This is a genomic window from Escherichia sp. Lx600-2, from assembly GCF_036662595.1.
In the GTDB taxonomy this organism is placed as follows: domain Bacteria; phylum Pseudomonadota; class Gammaproteobacteria; order Enterobacterales; family Enterobacteriaceae; genus Escherichia; species Escherichia coli.
Window position 1 is genome coordinate 68153 of sequence record NZ_JAYQWM010000006.1, and the last position, 24208, is coordinate 92360.

Sequence of the window (24208 nt, forward strand, 5' to 3'; positions counted from 1 at the left end):
CGGTTTTAAGGAATAAACAATGCAAAGTGTTGATGTAGCCATTGTTGGCGGCGGCATGGTGGGGCTGGCGGTTGCCTGCGGCTTACAGGGGAGCGGCTTACGCGTTGCCGTACTGGAGCAGCGCGTACCGGAACCTCTGGCGGCGGATGCACCACCACAACTGCGCGTTTCGGCTATCAATGCCGCCAGCGAAAAATTACTCACCCGTCTTGGCGTCTGGCAGGACATTCTCTCTCGTAGGGCCAGTTGCTATCACGGCATGGAAGTGTGGGACAAAGACAGTTTTGGTCACATTTCGTTTGACGATCAAAGCATGGGCTATAGCCATCTTGGGCATATCGTTGAAAACTCAGTGATTCACTACGCGCTGTGGAACAAAGCGCAGCAGGCGTCAGATATCACTCTGTTGGCCCCCGCAGAATTACAGCAGGTCGCCTGGGGAGAAAACGAAACCTTCCTGACGCTGAAAGATGGCAGTATGTTAACGGCGCGTCTGGTGATTGGCGCGGACGGCGCTAATTCCTGGTTGCGCAACAAAGCCGATATTCCACTGACTTTCTGGGATTATCAGCATCACGCGCTGGTAGCGACCATACGCACGGAAGAACCGCATGATGCGGTGGCGCGGCAGGTTTTCCACGGCGAAGGCATTCTGGCCTTTTTGCCGCTTAGCGATCCGCATCTTTGCTCGATTGTCTGGTCGCTGTCGCCAGAGGAAGCGCAGCGGATGCAGCAGGCAGGGGAAGACGAATTTAATCGCGCGTTAAATATCGCTTTTGATAATCGCCTGGGCTTATGCAAGGTTGAGAGCGAGCGTCAGGTGTTCCCGCTGACGGGGCGTTATGCGCGCCAGTTTGCCGCACATCGTCTGGCGCTGGTGGGCGACGCCGCGCATACCATTCACCCACTGGCGGGGCAGGGCGTTAATCTCGGCTTTATGGACGCCGCAGAGCTGATTGCTGAACTGAAACGGTTGCATCGTCAGGGTAAAGACATCGGGCAGTACATTTACCTGCGCCGCTATGAACGTAGCCGCAAGCACAGCGCGGCGCTGATGCTGGCTGGTATGCAGGGATTCCGCGATCTGTTTTCCGGTACCAATCCGGCGAAAAAACTGCTGCGTGATATTGGTTTGAAACTGGCCGACACGCTTCCTGGCGTTAAGCCACAACTTATCCGTCAGGCAATGGGATTAAACGATTTGCCTGAATGGCTGCGTTAAAAATTTCTCTTCTGCTGTTTATTTGATACGCATCACACTTTCATCTCCCGGTTTTTTCGCCGGGAGATTTTCCTCATTTGAAATAAACTAATTTCACCTCCGTTTTCGCATTATATTTTCTAATGCCATGATTTTTTGATTTAGTGTTTTTTGACATTTTTTTAGCTCTTAATATTGTCTTATTCAAATTGACTTTCTCATCACATCATCTTTGTATAGAAACTGGTGTGTTTTTTGGTTTTTTATTCTGTCGCGATTTTTGCATTTTTTAACCATAAGCTAATGTGATGATCAATTTTACCTTATGGTTAACAGTCTGTTTCGGTGGTAAGTTCAGGCAAAAGAGAACGATTGCGTTGGGGACCGGGAGTGGCTCCGATGCTGGGTTTTGTGGTGATAATTTCACCATGAAAAAGTTGTCAGCCCCGCTTATTCAATGAGGACAAGATGGCACAACAGACTCCTTTGTACGAACAACACACGCTTTGCGGCGCTCGCATGGTGGATTTCCACGGCTGGATGATGCCGCTGCATTACGGTTCGCAAATCGACGAACATCATGCGGTACGTACCGATGCCGGAATGTTTGATGTGTCGCATATGACCATCGTCGATCTCCGCGGCAGCCGCACCCGGGAGTTTCTGCGTTATCTGCTGGCGAACGATGTGGCGAAGCTCACCAAAAGCGGCAAAGCCCTTTACTCGGGGATGTTGAATGCCTCTGGCGGTGTGATAGATGATCTCATCGTCTACTACTTTACTGAAGATTTCTTCCGCCTCGTTGTTAACTCCGCCACCCGCGAAAAAGACCTCTCCTGGATTACCCAACACGCTGAACCTTTCGGCATCGAAATTACCGTTCGTGATGACCTTTCCATGATCGCCGTACAAGGGCCGAATGCGCAGGCAAAAGCTGCCACACTGTTTAATGACGCCCAGCGTCAGGCGGTGGAAGGGATGAAACCGTTCTTTGGCGTGCAGGCGGGGGATCTGTTTATTGCCACCACTGGTTATACCGGTGAAGCGGGCTATGAAATTGCGCTGCCCAATGAAAAAGCGGCGGATTTCTGGCGCGCGCTGGTGGAAGCGGGCGTTAAGCCATGCGGCCTGGGCGCGCGTGACACGCTGCGTCTGGAAGCAGGCATGAATTTGTATAGTCAGGAGATGGACGAAACCATCTCTCCTTTAGCCGCCAACATGGGCTGGACCATCGCCTGGGAACCGGCAGATCGTGACTTTATCGGTCGTGAAGCTCTGGAAGCGCAGCGTGAACATGGCACAGAAAAACTGGTTGGTCTGGTGATGACCGAAAAAGGCGTGCTGCGTAATGAACTGCCGGTACGTTTTACCGATGCGCAGGGCAACCAGCATGAAGGCATTATCACCAGCGGGACTTTCTCCCCGACGCTGGGTTACAGCATTGCGCTGGCGCGCGTGCCGGAAGGTATTGGTGAAACAGCGATTGTGCAAATTCGCAACCGTGAAATGCCGGTTAAAGTGACGAAACCTGTTTTTGTGCGTAACGGCAAAGCCGTCGCGTGATTTACTTTTTTGGAGATTGATTGATGAGCAACGTACCAGCAGAACTGAAATACAGCAAAGAACACGAATGGCTGCGTAAAGAAGCCGACGGCACTTATACCGTTGGCATCACCGAACACGCTCAGGAGCTGTTAGGCGATATGGTGTTTGTTGACCTGCCGGAAGTAGGCGCAACGGTTAGCGCGGGCGATGACTGCGCGGTTGCCGAATCAGTAAAAGCGGCGTCAGACATTTATGCGCCAGTAAGCGGTGAAATCGTGGCGGTAAACGACGCACTGAGCGATTCCCCGGAACTGGTGAACAGCGAACCGTATGCAGGTGGCTGGATCTTTAAAATCAAAGCCAGCGATGAAAGCGAACTGGAATCACTGCTGGATGCGACCGCATACGAAGCATTGTTAGAAGACGAGTAACGGCTTTATTCCTCTTCTGCGGGAGAGGATCAGGGTGAGGAAAATTTATGCCTCACCCTCACTCTCTTCGCAAGGAGAGAGGTTCACAATTCACTGCACGTTTCAGGAACCATCGCTCATGACACAGACGTTAAGCCAGCTTGAAAACAGCGGCGCTTTTATTGAACGCCATATCGGACCGGACGCCGCGCAACAGCAAGAAATGCTGAATGCCGTTGGCGCACAATCGTTAAACGCGCTGACCGGCCAGATTGTACCGAAAGATATTCAGCTTGCGACCCCGCCGCAGGTTGGCGCACCGGCGACCGAATACGCTGCACTGGCAGAACTCAAGGCTATTGCCAGTCGCAATAAACGCTTCACGTCTTACATCGGCATGGGTTACACCGCCGTGCAGCTACCGCCGGTTATCCTGCGTAACATGCTGGAAAATCCGGGCTGGTATACCGCGTATACTCCGTATCAACCTGAAGTCTCGCAGGGCCGCCTTGAAGCACTGCTCAACTTCCAGCAGGTAACGCTGGATTTAACCGGGCTGGATATGGCCTCTGCTTCTCTTCTTGACGAAGCCACCGCTGCCGCCGAAGCAATGGCGATGGCGAAACGCGTCAGCAAACTGAAAAATGCCAACCGCTTCTTTGTTGCTTCTGACGTTCATCCGCAAACGCTGGATGTGGTACGTACTCGTGCTGAAACCTTTGGTTTTGAAGTGATTGTCGATGATGCGCAAAAAGTGCTCGACCATCAGGACGTCTTCGGCGTGCTGTTACAGCAGGTCGGTACTACTGGTGAAATTCACGACTACACTGCGCTTATCAGCGAACTGAAATCACGCAAAATTGTGGTCAGCGTCGCCGCCGATATTATGGCGCTGGTGCTGTTAACTGCGCCGGGTAAACAGGGCGCAGATATTGTTTTTGGTTCGGCGCAACGCTTTGGCGTACCGATGGGTTACGGTGGCCCACACGCGGCATTCTTTGCGGCGAAAGACGAATACAAACGCTCAATGCCAGGCCGTATTATCGGTGTATCGAAAGATGCAGCTGGCAATACCGCGCTGCGCATGGCGATGCAGACTCGCGAGCAACATATTCGTCGTGAGAAAGCGAACTCCAACATTTGTACTTCCCAGGTGCTGCTGGCAAACATCGCCAGCCTGTATGCCGTTTATCACGGTCCGGTTGGCCTGAAACGTATCGCTAACCGCATTCACCGTCTGACCGATATCCTGGCGGCAGGCCTGCAACAAAAAGGTCTGAAGCTGCGCCATGCGCACTATTTCGACACTCTGTGTGTGGAAGTGGCCGACAAGGCGGGCGTACTGGCGCGTGCCGAAGCGGCTGAAATCAACCTGCGTAGCGATATCCTGAACGCGGTTGGGATCACCCTTGATGAAACCACCACGCGCGAAAACGTGATGCAGCTTTTCAGCGTACTACTGGGGGATAATCACGGGCTGGACATCGACACGCTGGACAAAGACGTGGCTCACGACAGCCGCTCTATCCAGCCTGCGATGCTGCGCGACGACGAAATCCTCACCCATCCGGTGTTTAATCGCTACCACAGCGAAACCGAAATGATGCGCTATATGCACTCGCTGGAGCGTAAAGATCTGGCGCTGAATCAGGCGATGATCCCGCTGGGTTCCTGCACCATGAAACTGAACGCCGCCGCCGAGATGATCCCAATCACCTGGCCGGAATTTGCCGAACTGCATCCGTTCTGCCCGCCGGAGCAGGCCGAAGGTTATCAGCAGATGATTGCGCAGCTGGCTGACTGGCTGGTGAAACTGACCGGTTACGACGCCGTTTGTGTGCAGCCGAACTCTGGTGCACAGGGCGAATACGCGGGCCTGCTGGCGATTCGTCATTATCATGAAAGCCGCAACGAAGGGCATCGCGATATCTGCCTGATCCCGGCTTCTGCGCACGGCACTAACCCTGCTTCTGCACATATGGCAGGAATGCAGGTGGTGGTTGTGGCATGTGATAAAAACGGCAACATCGATCTGGCTGATCTGCGCGCGAAAGCGGAACAGGCGGGCGATAACCTCTCCTGTATCATGGTGACCTATCCTTCCACCCACGGCGTGTATGAAGAAACGATCCGTGAAGTATGTGAAGTCGTGCATCAGTTCGGCGGTCAGGTTTACCTTGATGGCGCGAACATGAACGCCCAGGTTGGCATCACCTCGCCGGGCTTTATTGGTGCGGACGTTTCACACCTTAACCTACATAAAACTTTCTGCATTCCGCACGGCGGTGGTGGGCCGGGTATGGGACCGATCGGTGTGAAAGCGCATCTGGCTCCGTTTGTACCGGGTCATAGCGTGGTGCAAATCGAAGGCATGTTAACCCGTCAGGGCGCGGTTTCTGCGGCACCGTTCGGTAGCGCCTCTATCCTGCCAATCAGCTGGATGTACATCCGCATGATGGGCGCAGAAGGGCTGAAAAAAGCAAGCCAGGTGGCAATCCTCAACGCCAACTATATTGCCAGCCGCATGCAGGATGCCTTCCCAGTGCTGTATACCGGTCGCGACGGTCGCGTGGCGCACGAATGTATTCTCGATATTCGCCCGCTGAAAGAAGAAACCGGCATCAGCGAGCTGGATATTGCCAAGCGCCTGATCGACTACGGTTTCCACGCGCCGACGATGTCGTTCCCGGTGGCGGGTACGCTGATGGTTGAACCGACTGAATCTGAAAGCAAAGTGGAACTGGATCGCTTTATCGACGCGATGCTGGCTATCCGCGCAGAAATTGACCAGGTGAAAGCCGGTGTCTGGCCGCTGGAAGATAACCCGCTGGTGAACGCGCCGCACATTCAGAGCGAACTGGTCGCCGAGTGGGCGCATCCGTACAGCCGTGAAGTTGCGGTATTCCCGGCAGGTGTGGCAGACAAATACTGGCCGACGGTGAAACGTCTGGATGATGTTTACGGTGACCGTAACCTGTTCTGTTCCTGCGTACCGATTAGCGAATACCAGTAATTTACTGGTTCGACTATCTTCTAAAGGCGCTTCGGCGCCTTTTTAGCTTGTTAATAAAGTGCGCTTTGTGTCTCGGATGAAGCGTAAATATAAAATCCTGGAGTTCAATATATGACAGGAGCGCCAGGCCTGATGAGCGGGGCGCATCAGGCACATCGGGTAATTAAAGCTTCTCGCCGTTGCTGGCAATCACCTCTTTGTACCAGTTAAAGCTCTTCTTACGTGAACGCGACATATCGCCAGTACCGTCGTCATGTTTATTCACATAGATAAAGCCGTAGCGTTTGCTGTACTGCCCGGTGGTGAACGACACGCAGTCGATGCAGCCCCACGGCGTGTAGCCCATCAGATCTACGCCATCGTAAGTCACCGCTTTTTTCATCTCTTCAATATGGGCGCGCAGGTAGTCAATGCGGTAGTCGTCGTTGATGCTGCCATCTTCTTCCACTTTGTCATAAGCGCCAAAACCGTTTTCGACAATAAACAGCGGCTTCTGGTAACGCTCATACAGTTCGCAAAGCGCGTAACGCAGACCCACAGGGTCAATCTGCCAGCCCCAGTCAGACGCTTTAACATACGGGTTCGGTACGCTGCCTTCAAAACCAGATATCGCATCGCCGGTGCCGCCTTCGGCCTTCACTGCGTTGGTCATGTAATAGCTGAAACCAAGATAATCGCAGGTGCCTTCGCGCAGTACATCCAGATCGCCGTCTTCCATTTTGATGTTAAATCCGCGACGCTCCCACTCGTTCAACACATAGGACGGGTAATAGCCGCGTAGCTGCACATCGGTAAAGACGTAACGTTCGCGCATCGACTCCTGAGCGAACATCACATCGTCCGGGTTACAGGAGTAGGGATACAGCGGCACCATCGCCAGCATACAGCCGACTTTCATCTCCGGGTTAATGCGACGCGCTGCTTTCACCGCCAGGGCGCTGGCGACAAACTGGTGATGCAGCACCTGGTACATCGTCTCTTCCGGGTTTTCATGCTCGGTATACACCACGCCGGAGCAGCAGTAACCGAACAGCGGTGCACGCCAGTTACGCTGGTTGTTAATTTCGTTGAAGGTCATCCAGTATTTGACTTTATGCTTATAGCGTTCAAACACCACTTCCGCGAAACGGACAAAGAAATCAACCACTTTACGGTTGGTCCAGCTACCGTATTGCTGCACCAGATGCAGCGGCATTTCAAAGTGGGAGAGGGTGATCACCGGTTCGATGTTGTATTTCAGCAGTTCATCGAACATATCATCGTAGAACTTCAGCCCTTCTTCGTTTGGCTGAGCTTCATCGCCTTTTGGAAAAATGCGCGTCCAGGCGATGGAAGTCCGAAAACATTTGAAGCCCATTTCGGCAAATAGCTTGATGTCTTCCTTGTAGTGACCATAAAAATCAACGGCTTCATGGTTTGGATAGTATTTGCCGGGCAAGACTTCTTTGGTTATTTCGCGCGGCACGCCGTGTGCGCCACCGGTCAGTACGTCACAAATACTCGGCCCTTTGCCGCCTTTGTTCCAGCCGCCTTCGACCTGATGAGCGGCAACTGCGCCGCCCCATAAGAAATCTTTCGGTAAGGTGAGTTTTTTCACTATCATAGGCTCCAGATGAGTCAATTCTTACAGGAAATAGTACCATGCAGCCAAACGACATCACTTTTTTTCAACGTTTCCAGGATGACATTCTGGCTGGGCGTAAAACCATCACCATCCGCGACGAGTCTGAATCGCACTTCAAAACGGGTGATGTGCTTCGTGTCGGGCGTTTTGAAGATGACGGTTATTTTTGCACGATTGAAGTCACCGCAACCTCAACCGTAACGCTGGATACGCTGACGGAAAAACATGCAGAGCAGGAAAATATGACCCTGACTGAACTGAAAAAGGTCATTGCCGACATCTATCCCGGTCAGACACAGTTTTATGTGATTGAATTTAAATGTCTTTAAATTGAACTCACGCCTGTTAGTTGAAATTTCGCATTTAATTTCATGATTTTTAGGAGATTAGTCTCAAATCAGAATTTATTTTAGCTAACAGGTGTTCACTGGAACTATTCTCAGTTACGCTGGAGAGGTATACATGTGCGTGTACGTTTCTCCGGAGTAAGTTATGGTTCAGAAGCCCCTCATTAAGCAGGGATATTCGCTGGCAGAGGAAATTGCCAACAGCGTCAGTCACGGCATTGGGTTGGTGTTTGGTATCGTTGGGCTGGTGTTGCTACTGGTTCAGGCGGTGGATCTCAATGCCAGCGCCACAGCGATAACCAGCTACAGCCTCTATGGCGGCAGTATGATCCTGCTGTTCCTCGCTTCGACGCTCTATCACGCCATTCCTCATCAACGGGCAAAAATGTGGCTGAAGAAATTTGACCATTGCGCTATTTACCTGTTGATTGCTGGAACCTACACGCCGTTTTTGCTGGTGGGGCTGGATTCTCCGTTAGCGCGCGGGTTGATGATTGTTATCTGGAGCCTGGCATTGCTGGGGATTCTGTTCAAACTGACCATCGCGCACCGATTCAAAATTTTATCTCTGGTGACTTATCTGGCGATGGGCTGGCTGTCGCTGGTGGTAATTTATGAAATGGCAGTTAAGCTCGCGGCGGGCAGCGTTACCTTACTGGCGGTAGGCGGCGTGGTTTATTCGCTCGGGGTGATTTTCTACGTCTGCAAACGCATTCCATACAACCATGCCATCTGGCACGGCTTCGTGCTCGGCGGTAGTGTGTGCCACTTTCTGGCGATCTATTTGTATATTGGGCAGGCGTAATGGGTATGCCTTTGTAGGCCTGATAAGACGCGCCAGCGTCGCATCAGGCGATAAATGCCTGATGCGACACAGAGATTTACTCTTCGAGCGAATACGGCAGCGGCTCGATATGCAATGTATTCGCATCGTCACGCACGCGGAAGATGCTGTCCGGTTCCATATCGTTATTCATGACGACCTGTACCACGACCTGACCATCTTCCAGTTTTACCGCAGCCAGCACCGTACCGGTGCGACGCCAGTTCTCGCCCATTTTCAGCTCTAAATCTTCACCAGCTTCCGGCAGTCGGCTGGCGCTACCTGCCAGCAACCAGAGCGCACGTTTATTGGCACCACGGAATTTTGCTCGCGCCACCATCTCTTGTCCGGTATAACAGCCTTTCTTAAAGCTGATACCGCCCAGCGCCTGGAGATTGGTCGCCTGTGGGATAAACTGCCCGCTGTTCGCGGCATCAATCACCGGGAAACCCGCTTGAATGTTTAATGCCAGCCACTGTTGGCTATTGTTCAGTTCCGCTTCACCGCGCAGTTTATCGGTCAGCATATTGGCAGTAGCTTCATCGGTTACGATCAGGAAACGTTCTGCCGGGTGTTCAAACCATAGCAAAGTGGTCGCGCCTTCTTTAACTACCTGTTTTTCTCTCGAAGGTAGTTCACTAAAGAGATTGGCCAGTGCGGCGCGCGCCTGAAAACCGGCAACACCAAGCAGCACACGCTCGTCGTCTGGCGCGATGGTCACTTTAGAGAATACCGCATATTTTTTCAGTTCAGTCAGCTGCGGTTCACGCACGCTGCGCCGTTCAATCCACGCAAAGCCATCGCCGTCGCGGAACAGACGTAAATTGCTCCACATTTTACCTTTGGCGTCGCAATGGGCGGCGAGCAGGTGCTGATTTTCTGTCATCTGGCTGACATCTGCTGTCACCTGGCCCTGCATATATTTTTCGCTGTCCGCGCCAGTAATGGTGGCAAGCGCCCAGTCATCAAGCGTCATCAGCGTCAGCGGTAAACGGGCAGAAGCCGTAGGCTGACGTGGAGGAAAAGGTGTAAAAGCCATAATAGAGTCCTGAGTTGCTTAACGGCGTATTAATAACTAATGGTAAAAGAGCTATGAGGCAATGCAAGTGCTTTCACTACGCGATCTGTGCCTTCTGCGAGGCGACTTCCAAAAAAATGAAGCCCTTGAATTGTTGTGAATTAATTTCGCGATCGCGATTGTGTTTACTGATATTCCCGTAAAAGAAGTCGAAAAACACGTTACAATAGCGGGGTACTGGATTTTCGTGAGACAGGAAGAAGATGGACATTAACAACAAAGCCCGCATTCATTGGGCATGCCGCCGTGGTATGCGCGAACTCGATATTTCAATCATGCCGTTTTTCGAACATGAGTACGACAGCTTAAGCGATGACGAAAAACGCATCTTTATTCGTCTGCTGGAATGTGACGATCCAGACCTGTTTAACTGGCTGATGAATCACGGTAAACCGGCCGATGCAGAACTGGAAATGATGGTCCGACTCATCCAGACACGGAACCGGGAACGTGGTCCTGTGGCAATCTGATTTGCGCGTCTCCTGGCGCGCACAGTGGCTTTCCTTGCTGATTCATGGGCTGGTTGCCGCTGTTATTTTACTCATGCCCTGGCCGCTCAGTTACACCCCGTTATGGATGGTGTTACTTTCGCTGGTGGTGTTTGATTGCGTTCGCAGCCAGCGGCGTATTAATGCTCGCCAGGGGGAAATTCGCTTGTTGATGGACGGGCGTTTGCGTTGGCAAGGGCAGGAGTGGAGCATCGTCAAAGCACCGTGGATGATTAAGAGCGGCATGATGCTGCGTTTACGTTCTGATGGCGGTAAACGGCAACATTTATGGCTGGCAGCCGACAGCATGGACGAAGCCGAATGGCGGGATTTACGGCGGATTTTGTTGCAACAAGAGACGCAAAGATAAAGATGACGGCAAAGCATATGCGCTAAGCCGTCAGTGACATCAGGCGTAATGCTCTGCCATTTCGTTGAGGATTTGTTCGCACCAGCTCTGAATACGCTCGTCACTAAGGTCATACTGGTTAGTTTCGTCCAGCGCCAGCCCCACGAACAGTTGCCCATCAGCAATCACCGGTTTCGGGCTGGTAAATTCATATCCTTCCGTTGGCCAGTAGCCGACGAACTTCACGCCTTTGGTCGAGAGTTTGTCATGCAGCATACCGAGCGCATCGAGGAACCACTCGCCGTATCCCAGTTGATCGCCAAGCCCATACAGCGCAACAATTTTACCTTCGAGGTTCAGGTCGTCGAGCTGATCCCAGACGGCTTCCCAGTCTTCCTGGATTTCACCAAAATCCCAGGTCGGGATACCCAGAATGAGCACATCGTACTGCTCCATTAATTTCGGGGAGTCGTCCTTGAGGTTATGTAAGGTCACCAGTTCTGGGCCGATAATATCGCGGATTTTTTCTGCCGCCATTTCGGTGTAACAGGTGCTGGAACCGTAAAAAAGACCCATATTCATAACGTAAGCTTCTCGATTCTGCTGTGGCTTTTGCGGCTAGTGTATCAGAATCGCTTTAGTCACGGCACAATAAGGCATAATGGATCAAATGAGTGACCATAAGGGGCGCTAGTGAAACAGGATCTGGCACGCATCGAGCAGTTTCTTGATGCTCTGTGGCTGGAAAAAAATCTGGCTGAAAATACGTTGAACGCTTACCGTCGCGATCTGTCAATGATGGTGGAGTGGTTGCATCACCGCGGGTTGACGCTGGCGACGGCGCAAAGTGACGATTTGCAGGCATTACTGGCAGAACGGCTGGAGGGCGGGTATAAAGCCACCAGCTCAGCGCGTTTGCTGAGTGCAGTGCGCCGATTGTTCCAGTATCTTTATCGCGAAAAGTTTCGTGAAGACGATCCCAGTGCGCATCTCGCTTCACCGAAATTGCCCCAGCGTTTGCCAAAAGATTTAAGCGAAGCGCAGGTTGAACGTTTATTACAGGCACCATTAATTGATCAGCCACTGGAGCTACGCGATAAAGCCATGCTTGAAGTGTTGTATGCTACCGGGCTGCGTGTCTCTGAACTGGTCGGACTGACAATGAGTGATATCAGCCTGCGTCAGGGCGTAGTGCGGGTCATTGGTAAAGGCAACAAAGAGCGCCTGGTACCGTTAGGTGAAGAGGCGGTTTACTGGCTGGAAACCTATCTGGAACATGGGCGTCCGTGGCTGCTGAATGGTGTGTCAATTGACGTGTTGTTTCCCAGCCAGCGTGCGCAGCAGATGACGCGACAGACCTTCTGGCACCGTATTAAACATTATGCCGTGCTGGCGGGTATCGACAGCGAAAAGCTGTCACCGCATGTGTTGCGCCACGCTTTTGCCACTCATTTATTAAATCATGGTGCGGATTTACGCGTGGTGCAGATGCTACTGGGCCACAGCGATCTTTCCACCACGCAAATTTATACGCATGTCGCTACCGAGCGTCTGCGGCAACTTCATCAACAGCATCACCCGCGGGCGTGATGTCTGAAAAGAACGGGAAGATTTATGAAGAAAGGTTTTATGTTGTTTACTTTGTTAGCGGCGTTTTCAGGCTTTGCTCAGGCTGATGACGCGGCAATTCAACAAACGTTAGCCAAAATGGGCATCAAAAGCAGCGATATTCAGCCCGCGCCCGTAGCTGGCATGAAGACAGTTCTGACTAACAGCGGTGTGTTGTACATCACCGATGATGGTAAACATATCATTCAGGGGCCAATGTATGACGTTAGCGGCACGGCTCCGGTCAATGTCACCAATAAGATGCTGTTAAAGCAGTTGAATGCGCTTGAAAAAGAGATGATCGTTTATAAAGCGCCGCAGGAAAAACACATCATCACCGTGTTTACTGATATTACCTGTGGTTACTGCCACAAACTGCATGAGCAAATGGCAGACTACAACGCGCTGGGGATCACCGTGCGTTATCTTGCTTTCCCGCGCCAGGGGCTGGATAGCGATGCTGAGAAAGAAATGAAAGCTATCTGGTGTGCGAAAGACAAAAACAAAGCGTTTGATGATGTGATGGCAGGTAAAAGCGTCGCACCAGCCAGTTGCGACGTGGATATTGCCGACCATTACGCACTTGGCGTCCAGCTTGGCGTTAGCGGTACTCCGGCAATTGTGCTGAGCAATGGCACACTTGTTCCGGGTTACCAGCCGCCGAAAGAGATGAAAGAATTCCTCGACGAACACCAAAAAATGACCAGCGGTAAATAATTCGCGTGAAACAACAGATACAACTTCGTCGCCGTGAAGTCGATGAAACGGCAGACTTGCCCGCTGAATTGCCTCCCTTGCTGCGCCGTTTATACGCCAGCCGGGGAGTACGCAGTGCGCAAGAACTGGAACGCAGTGTTAAAGGTATGCTGCCCTGGCAGCAACTGAGCGGTGTCGAAAAGGCCGTTGAGATCCTTTACAACGCCTTTCGCGAAGGAACGCGGATTATTGTGGTCGGTGATTTCGACGCCGACGGTGCCACCAGCACGGCTCTAAGCGTGCTGGCGATGCGCTCGCTTGGTTGCAGCGATATCGACTACCTGGTACCAAACCGTTTCGAAGACGGTTACGGCTTAAGCCCGGAAGTGGTCGATCAGGCCCATGCCCGTGGCGCGCAGTTAATTGTCACGGTGGATAACGGTATTTCCTCCCATGCGGGGGTTGAGCACGCTCGCTCGTTGGGCATCCCGGTTATTGTTACCGATCACCATTTGCCAGGCGACACATTACCCGCGGCGGAAGCGATCATTAACCCTAACTTGCGCGACTGTAATTTCCCGTCGAAATCACTGGCAGGCGTGGGTGTGGCGTTTTATCTGATGCTGGCGCTGCGCACCTTTTTGCGCGATCAGGGCTGGTTTGATGAGCGTAACATCGCAATTCCTAACCTGGCAGAACTGCTGGATCTGGTCGCGCTGGGGACAGTGGCGGACGTCGTGCCGCTGGACGCTAATAATCGCATTCTGACCTGGCAGGGGATGAGTCGCATCCGAGCCGGAAAGTGCCGTCCAGGGATTAAAGCGCTGCTTGAAGTGGCAAACCGTGATGCACAAAAACTCGCCGCCAGCGATTTAGGTTTTGCGCTGGGGCCACGTCTCAATGCTGCCGGACGACTGGACGATATGTCCGTCGGTGTGGCGCTCTTGCTGTGCGACAACATCGGCGAAGCGCGCGTGCTGGCAAATGAACTCGATGCGCTAAACCAGACGCGAAAAGAGATCGAACAAGGAATGCAGGTTGAAGCCCTGACCCTGTGCGAGAAACTGGAGCGCAGCCGTGACACGCTACCCGGCGGGCTGGCAATGTATCACCCCGAATGGCATCAGGGGGTTGTCGGTATTCTGGCTTCCCGTATTAAAGAGCGTTTTCACCGTCCGGTTATCGCCTTTGCGCCCGCGGGTGATGGTACGCTGAAAGGTTCTGGTCGCTCCATTCAGGGGCTGCATATGCGTGATGCGCTGGAGCGATTAGACACACTCTACCCTGGCATGATGCTGAAGTTTGGCGGTCATGCGATGGCGGCGGGTTTGTCGCTGGAAGAGGATAAATTCGAACTCTTTCAACAACGGTTTGGCGAACTGGTTACTGAGTGGCTGGACCCTTCGCTATTGCAAGGCGAAGTGGTGTCAGACGGTCCGTTAAGCCCGGCCGAAATGACCATGGAAGTGGCGCAGCTGCTGCGCGATGCTGGCCCGTGGGGGCAGATGTTCCCGGAGCCGCTGTTTGACGGTCATTTCCGTCTGCTGCAACAGCGGCTGGTGGGCGAACGTCATTTGAAAGTCATGGTCGAACCGGTCGGCGGCGGTCCGCTGCTGGATGGTATTGCTTTTAATGTCGATACCGCCCTCTGGCCGGATAACGGCGTGCGCGAAGTGCAACTGGCTTACAAGCTCGATATCAACGAGTTTCGCGGCAACCGCAGCCTGCAAATTATCATCGACAATATCTGGCCAATTTAGCGTCATCTTCTCTATAAAAAAGAGCGTGGATTGGGTACAATCCCGCTCTTATCACCGCATTTTGACTAGCTCAATAAAAGAAATCAGACCATGTTTGAAATTAATCCGGTAAATAATCGCATTCAGGACCTCACGGAACGCTCCGACGTTCTTAGGGGGTATCTTTGACTACGACGCCAAGAAAGAGCGTCTGGAAGAAGTAAACGCCGAGCTGGAACAGCCGGATGTCTGGAACGAACCCGAACGCGCACAGGCGCTGGGTAAAGAGCGTTCCTCCCTCGAAGCCGTTGTCGACACCCTCGACCAAATGAAACAGGGACTGGAAGATGTTTCTGGTCTGCTGGAACTGGCTGTAGAAGCTAACGACGAAGAAACCTTTAACGAAGCCGTTGCTGAACTCGACGCCCTGGAAGAAAAACTAGCGCAGCTTGAGTTCCGCCGTATGTTCTCTGGCGAATATGACAGCGCCGACTGCTACCTCGATATTCAGGCGGGGTCTGGCGGTACGGAAGCACAGGACTGGGCGAGCATGCTTGAGCGTATGTATCTGCGCTGGGCAGAATCGCGTGGTTTCAAAACTGAAATCATCGAAGAGTCGGAAGGTGAAGTGGCGGGTATTAAATCCGTGACTATCAAAATCTCCGGCGATTACGCTTACGGCTGGCTGCGTACAGAAACCGGCGTTCACCGCCTGGTGCGTAAAAGCCCGTTTGACTCCGGCGGTCGTCGCCATACGTCGTTCAGCTCCGCGTTTGTTTACCCGGAAGTCGATGACGATATTGATATCGAAATCAACCCGGCGGATCTGCGCATTGACGTTTATCGCGCGTCCGGCGCGGGCGGTCAGCACGTTAACCGTACCGAATCTGCGGTGCGTATTACTCACATCCCAACCGGGATCGTGACCCAGTGCCAGAACGACCGTTCCCAGCACAAGAACAAAGACCAGGCCATGAAGCAGATGAAAGCGAAGCTTTATGAACTGGAGATGCAGAAGAAAAATGCCGAGAAACAGGCGATGGAAGATAACAAATCCGACATCGGCTGGGGCAGCCAGATTCGTTCTTATGTCCTTGATGACTCCCGCATTAAAGATCTGCGCACCGGGGTAGAAACCCGCAACACGCAGGCCGTGCTGGACGGCAGCCTGGATCAATTTATCGAAGCAAGTTTGAAAGCAGGGTTATGAGGAACCAACATGTCTGAACAACACGCACAGGGCGCTGACGCGGTAGTCGATCTTAACAATGAACTGAAAACGCGTCGTGAGAAGCTGGCGAACCTGCGCGAGCAGGGGATTGCCTTCCCGAACGATTTCCGTCGCGATCATACCTCTGACCAATTGCACGCAGAATTCGACGGCAAAGAGAACGAAGAACTGGAAGCGCTGAACATCGAAGTCGCCGTTGCTGGCCGCATGATGACCCGTCGTATTATGGGTAAAGCGTCTTTCGTTACCCTGCAGGACGTTGGCGGTCGCATTCAGCTGTACGTTGCCCGTGACGATCTGCCGGAAGGCGTTTACAACGAGCAGTTCAAAAAATGGGACCTCGGCGACATCCTCGGCGCGAAAGGTAAACTGTTCAAAACCAAAACCGGCGAACTGTCTATCCACTGTACCGAGCTGCGTCTACTGACCAAAGCACTGCGTCCGCTGCCGGATAAATTCCACGGCTTGCAGGATCAGGAAGCGCGCTATCGTCAGCGTTATCTGGATCTCATCTCTAACGATGAATCCCGTAACACCTTTAAAGTGCGCTCGCAGATCCTCTCTGGTATTCGCCAGTTCATGGTGAACCGCGGCTTTATGGAAGTTGAAACGCCGATGATGCAGGTGATCCCAGGCGGTGCCGCTGCGCGTCCGTTTATCACCCACCATAACGCGCTGGATCTCGACATGTACCTGCGTATCGCGCCGGAACTGTACCTCAAGCGTCTGGTGGTTGGTGGATTCGAGCGTGTATTCGAAATCAACCGTAACTTCCGTAACGAAGGTATTTCCGTACGTCATAACCCAGAGTTCACCATGATGGAACTCTATATGGCTTACGCAGATTACAAAGATCTGATTGAGCTGACCGAATCGCTGTTCCGTACTCTGGCACAGGATATTCTCGGTAAGACGGAAGTGACCTACGGCGACGTGACGCTGGACTTCGGTAAACCGTTCGAAAAACTGACCATGCGTGAAGCGATCAAGAAATATCGCCCGGAAACCGACATGGCGGATCTGGACAACTTCGACTCTGCAAAAGCGATTGCTGAATCTATCGGTATCCACGTTGAGAAGAGCTGGGGTCTGGGCCGTATCGTTACCGAGATCTTCGAAGAAGTGGCAGAAGCACATCTGATTCAGCCGACCTTCATTACTGAATATCCGGCAGAAGTTTCTCCGCTGGCGCGTCGTAACGACGTTAACCCGGAAATCACAGACCGCTTTGAGTTCTTCATTGGTGGTCGTGAAATCGGTAACGGCTTTAGCGAGCTGAATGACGCGGAAGATCAGGCGCAACGCTTCCTGGATCAGGTTGCCGCGAAAGACGCAGGTGACGACGAAGCGATGTTCTACGATGAAGATTACGTTACCGCACTGGAACATGGCTTACCGCCGACAGCAGGTCTGGGGATTGGCATCGACCGTATGGTAATGCTGTTCACCAACAGCCATACCATCCGCGACGTTATTCTGTTCCCGGCGATGCGTCCGGTGAAATAAGCATTACGTTATGCTCACAACCCCGGCAAATGTCGGGGTTTTTTATTTAAGCTGGGTAAATGCAGATAATCGTATTCTGGCTTCGCGATTTGTCGCCTGCATCACCATCCACGGACTGAACGCCCATGGCGTGGCATCAATACCGCGTAATACATCAGCTAAATCACACCATTGATAATCCATCACTTCATCATCGTTGATCTGTAACGCACTGGTGGTGCGTGCGGCAAATACCGGACACACTTCATTTTCCACAATGCCATTCGGATCGGTGGCGCGATAGCGAAAGTCAGGATAGATAGATTCAGGAGGCGTAATTTCCACGCCAAGCTCATAACGGCAACGGCGGATCACCGCGTCTTCGTTGCTTTCTCCCAGTTGTGGGTGCCCACAAACCGAGTTAGTCCACACGCCAGGCCATGCTTTTTTGCTCAGAGCGCGACGGGTAACTAATAATTGTCCTTTGGCATTAAACAGCCAACTGGAGAACGCGAGATGTAAGCGGGTGTCTGCCGTGTGTGCGGCATACTTTTCCAGCGTACCCGTGGGAACTCCCTGTGCATTCAATAAAATGACGTGTTCCGTTTGCATAATTTCTCACATGTAATTCTGATCACTCATCATTATAGATAATTGAAGAGTGAAATGATTAACCAAGTGAGCGTTTATCGACAACCGCCCGTTTTGAGCGGATGTCGACAGGTAAAAACCATTTAAAAAAGTAGCATCATATATTTGAAGCGACTTTCAATGGCCATTGCAACACAGTCAGAAATGACAGGAATAGAGAGAGTAAAAAGCAACAGCAGACTGAATATAGCGCGCATTAAAAAACTCATATTATTCTCCATGCTCATTTTTCTTCAGCTTGCGCATCAGAAGCCACATACGTACTGTCCTGACTTTTAAATCTTTATCAGAGACGGATTCCTTCACCAGGTCAGCATGATGCTGATAGCCATTAAAGAAGACATTCAGCACAACGGCGCTAAGGGTTGCGAGCATAATGCCGCTATGTAGCAGCGGTTGCAGTACGGCCGGTAACTTAGAAAAGAAATCGTGAGAGAGCGTCGGAGTCATGCCAACGCCGAGACTGATCGCCACAATATAGAGGTTGTAACGGTTGGTGGTGTAGTTACAGCTCGACAGAATTCGAATCCCTGTCGCCAGTACCATGCCGAACATCACCAGACCAGCGCCGCCCAGCACAAATTGCGGAATGGAGGCTACCAGCACCGCCATTTTTGGCACCATGCCAAACAGGATTAATATAATTCCCGAAGAAATACACACCCAGCGGCTATGAACGCGCGTCACGCTAACCAGGCCAACGTTTTGAGAAAATGACGTATGGGGGAAGCTGTTAAACGTTCCGCCTATCATTGTCCCTACGCCATCGACACGCAGCCCGCGAATAATATCGTGCGAAGAGAGTTTACGACCGACTATTTCACCCAGTGCCAGGAACATCCCCATCGACTCGATAAACACGATGATTAACACGGCAGTCATGGTCAGAATGGAAACGGGATCGAAAATCGGCATACCAAACGACATCGGCGTAACAATCGCAAACCACGAGGCATCATGTAGCCCGGATAAATTGACTTCATTCATCATCCACGAAAGTAAAAAGCCAAATACAATCCCCAGTAATACGGCGACGTTGGACATAAATCCTTTCGCATAGCGAGTAATGAGCAAGATAAAAATTAAGACGGCAAAGGAGATACCTAAATAAACGGGATTACCATATTGCGGATTCCCTTTACCTCCGGCGGCCCAGTCAATACCCACCTGAATGATGCTAAGTCCGATAGAAGTAATAACCACACCGGTAACCAGTGGCGGGAATAAAGGCATCAAGCGACCGATAAGTGGCGCTAATAATGTGGTGATAAAACCCGCGGCGATAGTGGCACCAAATATCCCCAGCAGGCCGATATCCGGGTTCATCCCAATGGCTATCATTGGTGTTACAGCAGCAAAGGTCACCGACATAATCACCGGCAGGCGGATCCCCATAAAGCGGCCGATACCGATACATTGCAATAATGTGACGATCCCGCAGCAAAAGAGATCCGAGCTAATGAGCATCGCAATAGCTTCTTTTGAGAGGCCCAGTCGGTCACCAATCATAAGAGGAACAGCGACTGCACCTGCGTACATGACAAGGACGTGTTGCAGACCGAGTATGATCAGCTTTCCTGGTGATAATATGCGGTCAACCTCATCAGTTGGGCGGTCTTGCCCAGAAGATGAGGGAAGTTGGGAATCTATGGCGCTCATCAGTGTTTCTCCTTTCGCCCGCCAGAGTAAAAAGCAACCGTTTACGTTAATGAAACTGTCTAAACACATGCTCGTGGAGTGCCAGTTTTTGCGAGGAAGGGGAGTTAGAGACAGGAATTGCGGAGGCAATCACATAATCGTGCTTAAACCACGAAAATGACAAGAGAACCTGACAATGGAATTATCTGTAATTTTCTCATATTGATATTTCATTAATCATTCTGGCATGTCGCACTCTCGCATTTAATCGTTTTTATCTGGATAGCGCTCTTTTGATCGGCAATGTTGAAATAATGAAAGCGGCATAGATTGAGGGGCAATAATTTGAACTCAGTCGCAAAATTATAATTAAAACGGTCATGCTACCTAATATATGCCCGTTTATTGCATCGCGAAATTTGAGAAGACATAACTCATTAAATGAAAGGGATGCAAATGAATAAGTTTATCGCTGCTGAAGCTGCGGAATGTATAGGCTGTCATGCTTGTGAAATTGCCTGTGCGGTGGCACACAATCAAGAAAACTGGCCGCTGAGTCACAGTGACTTTCGACCACGTATCCACGTTGTAGGGAAAGGCCTGGCTGCGAATCCGGTGGCCTGCCATCACTGCAACAATGCCCCTTGCGTTACGGCTTGTCCGGTTAATGCTCTGACTTTCCAGTCCGATAGCGTACAACTGGACGAGCAAAAATGTATTGGTTGTAAAAGATGCGCAATCGCTTGCCCCTTTGGCGTCGTTGAGATGGTCGATACGATTGCGCAGAAATGCGACCTTTGTAAACAGCGCAGTTCCGGCACGCAAGCCTGTATTGAAGTTTGCCCAACACAGGCGTTACGACTGATGGACGATAAAGGGTTACAGCAGATAAAGGTGGCCCGCCAGCGCAAAACGGCAGCAGGAAAAGCGTCATCAGACGCTCAGCCATCTCGCAGTGCAGCGTTGCTCCCCGTTAACTCGCGTAAAGGCGCAGATAAAATTTCAGCAAGTGAACGGAAAAACCACTTTGGCGAAATCTATTGCGGGCTGGATCCACAACAAGCGACTTATGAGAGTGACCGCTGTGTTTATTGTGCCGAAAAAGCTAACTGCAACTGGCATTGCCCGCTGCATAACGCTATTCCGGATTACATCCGTCTGGTACAGGAAGGAAAGATTATTGAAGCGGCAGAACTTTGCCACCAGACCAGTTCCTTACCAGAAATCTGCGGCAGGGTATGTCCACAGGACCGTCTTTGTGAAGGCGCATGTACTTTGAAAGATCACTCTGGCGCAGTCTCTATCGGTAATCTGGAACGCTACATCACCGATACCGCGCTGGCGATGGGCTGGCGTCCCGATGTCAGCAAAGTTGTTCCCCGTAGCGAAAAAGTGGCGGTGATTGGCGCTGGACCAGCAGGGTTAGGGTGTGCTGATATTCTGGCGCGCGCAGGAGTTCAGGTTGATGTCTTTGATCGCCATCCAGAAATTGGCGGTATGCTGACTTTTGGCATACCTCCTTTCAAACTCGATAAAACGGTATTAAGCCAGCGGCGAGAGATATTCACCGCAATGGGAATCGACTTTCATCTTAACTGTGAAATTGGCCGCGATATTACCTTTAGCGATTTAACTTCTGAATATGATGCAGTTTTCATCGGCGTGGGGACTTACGGGATGATGCGAGCAGATCTGCCGCATGAAGATGCGCCCGGTGTCATTCAGGCTCTACCGTTCCTGACTGCCCATACCCGCCAGCTCATGGGATTGCCGGAGTCTGAAGAGTATCCGCTGACGGACGTGGAAGGTAAGCGAGTCGTGGTATTGGGCGGTGGCGATACGACAATGGATTGTTTGCGGACTTCCATCCGCCTCAATGCCGCCAGCGTGACCTGCGCGTATCGTCGTGATGAAGTCAGTATGCCGGGCTCGCGCAAAGAGGTGGTCAATGCGCGCGAGGAAGGTGTCGAGTTTCAATTCAATGTTCAGCCGCAATATATCGCTTGTGACGAAGATGGGCGTTTAACTGCGGTGGGCCTGATTCGTACCGCCATGGGTGAGCCGGGGCCGGATGGTCGCCGTCGTCCTCGTCCGGTTGCGGGTTCAGAGTTTGAATTGCCCGCCGATGTTCTCATTATGGCCTTTGGTTTCCAGGCGCATGCCATGCCGTGGTTGCAGGGCAGCGGAATTAAACTCGATAAATGGGGCCTGATTCAAACCGGCGACGTTGGGTATTTACCTACCCAGACGCATCTGAAAAAAGTCTTTGCTGGTGGGGATGCAGTTCATGGCGCGGATCTGGTTGTCACTGCCATGGCCGCAGGAAGGCAGGCGGCGCGCGATATGTTAACTCTGTTTGATACGAAGGCATCGTGATGAAATCGTTAATTATCGTTAATCCGGCTGACTGTATTGGCTGCCGTACTTGTGAAGTGGCCTGTGTGGTCGCTCACCCTTCAGAACAGGAGTTGAATGCCGATATCTTTTTACCCCGGCTGAAGGTACAGCGACTGGACTGCATCAGTGCGCCGGTGATGTGCCACCAATGTGAAAACGCCCCTTGTGTTGGCGCTTGCCCCGTGGGGGCGCTGACGATGGGCGAGCAGGTGGTGCAGACCAATTCTGCCCGTTGTATTGGCTGTCAGAGTTGCGTCAGTGCGTGCCCGTTTGGAATGATCACCATTCAGTCGCTGCCGGGGGATACCCGGCAACAAATCGTGAAATGCGATCTCTGTGAACAGCGGGAAGAGGGGCCAGCCTGCGTTGAATCTTGCCCAACACAGGCGCTGCAGTTGCTTACTGAAAGAGAACTCAGGCGAGTCCGCCAGCAGCGTATTGTTGCCAGCGGTGAGAATCCTCTGTGAAAGAAATCTCCGCGCTGAAAGGCGCGGAGAATCTATTAGATTGCCCAACCACCCGCGTAAAATGCGACCAGTGCGGCAGTAATGATCACCGTACCAATATTCAGCTTTTGCCATTCGCGTGCAAAGACGCGGCCTACGACCAGTGTCACAAAGCCCAGCATGATACCGGTAACGATATTACAAGTCAGAACGATGAACACGGCACACACCAGGCCAGCCATAGCGTCAATAAAATCATTGAAATCCAGCTTCGAGACGTTACTTAACATCAGCAAACCTACGTACATCAGAGCGGGTGCAGTGGCGTAACCAGGGATCAAAAATGACAGCGGTGATAAGAACAGAATCAGCAGGAATAACGCCCCCACTACGGTTGCGGTTAACCCTGTTTTACCCCCGGCGGCGGTTCCTGCCGCTGATTCGATATAAACCGCTGCGGGCGCTGCGCCCACCAGGCCGGAGAATATTGAACTTACAGAGTCACTGGTCAGGGCTTTGCCGCCGTTGATGATCTGGTTGTCTTTATCCAACAAATTCGCCTGACCGGCGACGGCACGGATGGTGCCAGTAGCGTCGAACACTGCGGTCATCACCAATGCCAGTACACTCGGAAGTACAGTTGGCTGGAGTGCGCCCATAATATCGAGGCTGAAAATCAGAGACTTACCATCTTCGCCAGTCAGGCTTGGCATCGCCACCAGACCGTGGTATTTCACCGCTGGGTCAAAGATTAAGCCGATGATCGAAATTGCAATAATCACCAACAAGATCCCGCCGGGTACGCGACACTTCTCCAGACCGAAGATGACCGCCAGCCCCAGCAAGCTCATCATCACCGGGAAGGAGGTAAACGCACCGAGCGCCACTGGCAAGCCTTCAATCGGGTTTTTGATAACCATACCCACACCGTTAGCAGCAATCAGCAGCAGAAACAGCCCGATACCGATACCTGTACCGTGAGCGATACCCATCGGCAAATTACGTAAGATCCAGGTACGCACACCGGTTACGGAAATGGCGGTGAAGATGACGCCCATCAGAAATACCGCGCCCAGTGCGACAGGAACGCTAATTTGTTGCCCGAGTACCAGACTGAATGCGGTAAACGCCGTCAAGGAAATCGCGCAACCAATCGCCATTGGCAAATTGGCCCATAATCCCATCAGCAACGAGCCGAAGCCCGCGACCAGACAGGTGGCAACAAACACAGCTGCGGGAGGAAAACCTGCTTTGCCCAGCATTCCCGGAACGACGATAACGGAATAAACCATAGCCAGAAAGGTCGTTAAGCCAGCCAGTACTTCCTGACGAACGGTACTGCCACGAGCGGTAATTTTAAAATAATTATCCAGCGCGCCCTGTGGCTTTGGTGCGTCCGGTGTTTGTAGGATGTCTCCAGACATAATGATGTCCTCACG

24 protein-coding genes are annotated in these 24208 nt (G+C 52.0%); 16 read left to right on the forward strand and 8 right to left on the reverse strand.

The genetic code is table 11. The features are described 5' to 3' along the window. Positions 1 to 19 precede the first annotated feature (19 nt). Positions 20 to 1222, forward strand: a complete 1203-nt coding sequence (gene ubiI / locus OQV04_RS03705) for an FAD-dependent 2-octaprenylphenol hydroxylase (RefSeq protein ID WP_032281556.1) — start codon at positions 20 to 22, stop codon at positions 1220 to 1222. 73 nt (positions 1223 to 1295) lie between these two features. Here the strand turns inward: ubiI and OQV04_RS03710 are convergent, their stop codons facing one another. Beyond that, entirely contained in the window at positions 1296 to 1379 is an 84-nt protein-coding gene (locus OQV04_RS03710) for a hypothetical protein (protein ID WP_122985416.1), read from the reverse strand. Positions 1380 to 1669: 290 nt separating this feature from the next. Between OQV04_RS03710 and gcvT the strand changes: the two genes are divergently transcribed. The 3 genes from gcvT to gcvP all read left to right on the forward strand — a co-directional run bounded on the left by gcvT (position 1670) and on the right by gcvP (position 6169). Continuing rightward, positions 1670 to 2764: a glycine cleavage system aminomethyltransferase GcvT gene (gene gcvT / locus OQV04_RS03715; protein WP_000068706.1), complete on the forward strand. Its 1095-nt coding sequence runs from the start codon at positions 1670 to 1672 to the stop codon at positions 2762 to 2764. 23 nt (positions 2765 to 2787) lie between these two features. Next, entirely contained in the window at positions 2788 to 3177 is a 390-nt protein-coding gene (gene gcvH / locus OQV04_RS03720; RefSeq protein WP_001295377.1) for a glycine cleavage system protein GcvH, read from the forward strand. 118 nt (positions 3178 to 3295) lie between these two features. Next, positions 3296 to 6169 carry an aminomethyl-transferring glycine dehydrogenase gene (gene gcvP / locus OQV04_RS03725; RefSeq protein WP_096959668.1) on the forward strand — a complete coding sequence of 958 codons (2874 nt, stop codon included), beginning with the start codon at positions 3296 to 3298 and terminating at the stop codon, positions 6167 to 6169. A gap of 163 nt (positions 6170 to 6332) precedes the next feature. On the opposite strand, the gene bglA is transcribed toward gcvP, so the two are convergent. Then, positions 6333 to 7766 carry a 6-phospho-beta-glucosidase BglA gene (gene bglA, locus OQV04_RS03730; protein WP_032281563.1) on the reverse strand — a complete coding sequence of 478 codons (1434 nt, stop codon included), beginning with the start codon at positions 7764 to 7766 and terminating at the stop codon, positions 6333 to 6335. A 44-nt stretch (positions 7767 to 7810) separates the two neighbouring features. Between bglA and yqfB the strand changes: the two genes are divergently transcribed. Both yqfB and trhA read left to right on the forward strand, forming a co-directional pair. Continuing rightward, entirely contained in the window at positions 7811 to 8122 is a 312-nt protein-coding gene (yqfB, locus tag OQV04_RS03735; RefSeq protein WP_001182957.1) for a N(4)-acetylcytidine aminohydrolase, read from the forward strand. Positions 8123 to 8285: 163 nt separating this feature from the next. After that, on the forward strand, positions 8286 to 8945 hold the full coding sequence (gene trhA / locus OQV04_RS03740) for a PAQR family membrane homeostasis protein TrhA (protein ID WP_000250274.1): 660 nt from the start codon (positions 8286 to 8288) through the stop codon (positions 8943 to 8945). Between the two features lie 76 nt (positions 8946 to 9021). Here trhA and ygfZ read toward each other — a convergent pair whose 3' ends face one another. After that, positions 9022 to 10002 (reverse strand): tRNA-modifying protein YgfZ, encoded by a 981-nt coding sequence (gene ygfZ / locus OQV04_RS03745; protein WP_032281554.1) that lies wholly within the window; start codon positions 10000 to 10002, stop codon positions 9022 to 9024. Positions 10003 to 10244: 242 nt separating this feature from the next. Between ygfZ and sdhE the strand changes: the two genes are divergently transcribed. Then, positions 10245 to 10511, forward strand: coding sequence for an FAD assembly factor SdhE (gene sdhE, locus OQV04_RS03750; RefSeq protein ID WP_000354046.1), 267 nt, complete (start codon positions 10245 to 10247; stop codon positions 10509 to 10511). Continuing rightward, positions 10492 to 10899 carry a protein YgfX gene (locus OQV04_RS03755; RefSeq protein WP_000244777.1) on the forward strand — a complete coding sequence of 136 codons (408 nt, stop codon included), beginning with the start codon at positions 10492 to 10494 and terminating at the stop codon, positions 10897 to 10899. Before sdhE ends, OQV04_RS03755 begins: the two co-directional genes overlap by 20 nt. A 39-nt stretch (positions 10900 to 10938) precedes the next feature. On the opposite strand, the gene fldB is transcribed toward OQV04_RS03755, so the two are convergent. Then, on the reverse strand, positions 10939 to 11460 hold the full coding sequence (gene fldB, locus OQV04_RS03760) for a flavodoxin FldB (RefSeq protein ID WP_001055874.1): 522 nt from the start codon (positions 11458 to 11460) through the stop codon (positions 10939 to 10941). A gap of 111 nt (positions 11461 to 11571) precedes the next feature. Here fldB and xerD point away from each other — a divergent pair, with 111 nt between their 5' ends. The 5 genes from xerD (at position 11572) to lysS (ending at position 17658) form a co-directional block, all read left to right on the forward strand. Then, positions 11572 to 12468 carry a site-specific tyrosine recombinase XerD gene (xerD, locus tag OQV04_RS03765; protein WP_000806638.1) on the forward strand — a complete coding sequence of 299 codons (897 nt, stop codon included), beginning with the start codon at positions 11572 to 11574 and terminating at the stop codon, positions 12466 to 12468. A 24-nt stretch (positions 12469 to 12492) separates the two neighbouring features. Further along, positions 12493 to 13203, forward strand: a complete 711-nt coding sequence (dsbC, locus tag OQV04_RS03770) for a bifunctional protein-disulfide isomerase/oxidoreductase DsbC (RefSeq protein WP_032281552.1) — start codon at positions 12493 to 12495, stop codon at positions 13201 to 13203. A 5-nt stretch (positions 13204 to 13208) separates the two neighbouring features. After that, entirely contained in the window at positions 13209 to 14942 is a 1734-nt protein-coding gene (recJ, locus tag OQV04_RS03775; RefSeq protein ID WP_032288287.1) for a single-stranded-DNA-specific exonuclease RecJ, read from the forward strand. Between the two features lie 90 nt (positions 14943 to 15032). Then, positions 15033 to 16131, forward strand: a protein-coding gene (prfB, locus tag OQV04_RS03780; RefSeq protein ID WP_099145329.1) for a peptide chain release factor 2 whose coding sequence is annotated in 2 segments (ribosomal slippage) — positions 15033 to 15107 and positions 15109 to 16131 — 1098 coding nt in all. Because the reading frame shifts where the segments join, the coding sequence is not laid out codon by codon here. 9 nt (positions 16132 to 16140) lie between these two features. Then, a complete protein-coding gene (gene lysS / locus OQV04_RS03785; RefSeq protein ID WP_000003071.1) occupies positions 16141 to 17658 on the forward strand; it encodes a lysine--tRNA ligase in 1518 nt (505 codons plus the stop codon). A gap of 42 nt (positions 17659 to 17700) precedes the next feature. Here the strand turns inward: lysS and idi are convergent, their stop codons facing one another. Continuing rightward, complete coding sequence (gene idi / locus OQV04_RS03790; protein WP_001192818.1) at positions 17701 to 18249, reverse strand: isopentenyl-diphosphate Delta-isomerase; 549 nt, start codon at positions 18247 to 18249, stop codon at positions 17701 to 17703. Between the two features lie 54 nt (positions 18250 to 18303). On the opposite strand from idi, the gene OQV04_RS03795 reads away from it, so the two are divergent. Beyond that, on the forward strand, positions 18304 to 18375 hold the full coding sequence (locus tag OQV04_RS03795) for a protein YqfH (RefSeq protein WP_120795390.1): 72 nt from the start codon (positions 18304 to 18306) through the stop codon (positions 18373 to 18375). On the opposite strand, the gene yqfG is transcribed toward OQV04_RS03795, so the two are convergent. Both yqfG and uacT read right to left on the reverse strand, forming a co-directional pair. After that, positions 18372 to 18497 (reverse strand): protein YqfG, encoded by a 126-nt coding sequence (yqfG, locus tag OQV04_RS03800; RefSeq protein WP_001488323.1) that lies wholly within the window; start codon positions 18495 to 18497, stop codon positions 18372 to 18374. The two genes, OQV04_RS03795 and yqfG, sit on opposite strands and share 4 nt — an antisense overlap. 1 nt (position 18498) lies before the next feature. After that, entirely contained in the window at positions 18499 to 19947 is a 1449-nt protein-coding gene (gene uacT / locus OQV04_RS03805) for a urate/proton symporter UacT (RefSeq protein WP_032281549.1), read from the reverse strand. Positions 19948 to 20382: 435 nt separating this feature from the next. Between uacT and ygfT the strand changes: the two genes are divergently transcribed. Continuing rightward, positions 20383 to 22302, forward strand: coding sequence for a formate-dependent uric acid utilization protein YgfT (ygfT, locus tag OQV04_RS03810; RefSeq protein ID WP_032288286.1), 1920 nt, complete (start codon positions 20383 to 20385; stop codon positions 22300 to 22302). After that, on the forward strand, positions 22302 to 22790 hold the full coding sequence (locus tag OQV04_RS03815; protein ID WP_000838411.1) for a 4Fe-4S dicluster domain-containing protein: 489 nt from the start codon (positions 22302 to 22304) through the stop codon (positions 22788 to 22790). Before ygfT ends, OQV04_RS03815 begins: the two co-directional genes overlap by 1 nt. A 35-nt stretch (positions 22791 to 22825) precedes the next feature. On the opposite strand, the gene ghxQ is transcribed toward OQV04_RS03815, so the two are convergent. Continuing rightward, on the reverse strand, positions 22826 to 24193 hold the full coding sequence (gene ghxQ / locus OQV04_RS03820) for a guanine/hypoxanthine transporter GhxQ (protein ID WP_000012163.1): 1368 nt from the start codon (positions 24191 to 24193) through the stop codon (positions 22826 to 22828). Between the last annotated feature and the right edge of the window lie 15 nt (positions 24194 to 24208).

Bases quoted from the DNA above. Each gene is read 5' to 3' on its own strand.
- gcvH (WP_001295377.1), top strand. From the start codon at position 2,788: ATGAGCAACGTACCAGCAGAACTGAAATACAGCAAAGAACACGAATGG.
- OQV04_RS03815 (WP_000838411.1), top strand. From the start codon at position 22,302: ATGAAATCGTTAATTATCGTTAATCCGGCTGACTGTATTGGCTGCCGT.
- ygfZ (WP_032281554.1), bottom strand. From the start codon at position 10,002: ATGGCTTTTACACCTTTTCCTCCACGTCAGCCTACGGCTTCTGCCCGT.
- ubiI (WP_032281556.1), top strand. From the start codon at position 20: ATGCAAAGTGTTGATGTAGCCATTGTTGGCGGCGGCATGGTGGGGCTG.
- sdhE (WP_000354046.1), top strand. From the start codon at position 10,245: ATGGACATTAACAACAAAGCCCGCATTCATTGGGCATGCCGCCGTGGT.
- OQV04_RS03710 (WP_122985416.1), bottom strand. From the start codon at position 1,379: ATGTCAAAAAACACTAAATCAAAAAATCATGGCATTAGAAAATATAAT.
- yqfB (WP_001182957.1), top strand. From the start codon at position 7,811: ATGCAGCCAAACGACATCACTTTTTTTCAACGTTTCCAGGATGACATT.
- dsbC (WP_032281552.1), top strand. From the start codon at position 12,493: ATGAAGAAAGGTTTTATGTTGTTTACTTTGTTAGCGGCGTTTTCAGGC.
- uacT (WP_032281549.1), bottom strand. From the start codon at position 19,947: ATGAGCGCCATAGATTCCCAACTTCCCTCATCTTCTGGGCAAGACCGC.
- gcvT (WP_000068706.1), top strand. From the start codon at position 1,670: ATGGCACAACAGACTCCTTTGTACGAACAACACACGCTTTGCGGCGCT.
- yqfG (WP_001488323.1), bottom strand. From the start codon at position 18,497: ATGAGTTTTTTAATGCGCGCTATATTCAGTCTGCTGTTGCTTTTTACT.
- lysS (WP_000003071.1), top strand. From the start codon at position 16,141: ATGTCTGAACAACACGCACAGGGCGCTGACGCGGTAGTCGATCTTAAC.
- trhA (WP_000250274.1), top strand. From the start codon at position 8,286: ATGGTTCAGAAGCCCCTCATTAAGCAGGGATATTCGCTGGCAGAGGAA.
- ghxQ (WP_000012163.1), bottom strand. From the start codon at position 24,193: ATGTCTGGAGACATCCTACAAACACCGGACGCACCAAAGCCACAGGGC.
- gcvP (WP_096959668.1), top strand. From the start codon at position 3,296: ATGACACAGACGTTAAGCCAGCTTGAAAACAGCGGCGCTTTTATTGAA.
- fldB (WP_001055874.1), bottom strand. From the start codon at position 11,460: ATGAATATGGGTCTTTTTTACGGTTCCAGCACCTGTTACACCGAAATG.
- idi (WP_001192818.1), bottom strand. From the start codon at position 18,249: ATGCAAACGGAACACGTCATTTTATTGAATGCACAGGGAGTTCCCACG.
- ygfT (WP_032288286.1), top strand. From the start codon at position 20,383: ATGAATAAGTTTATCGCTGCTGAAGCTGCGGAATGTATAGGCTGTCAT.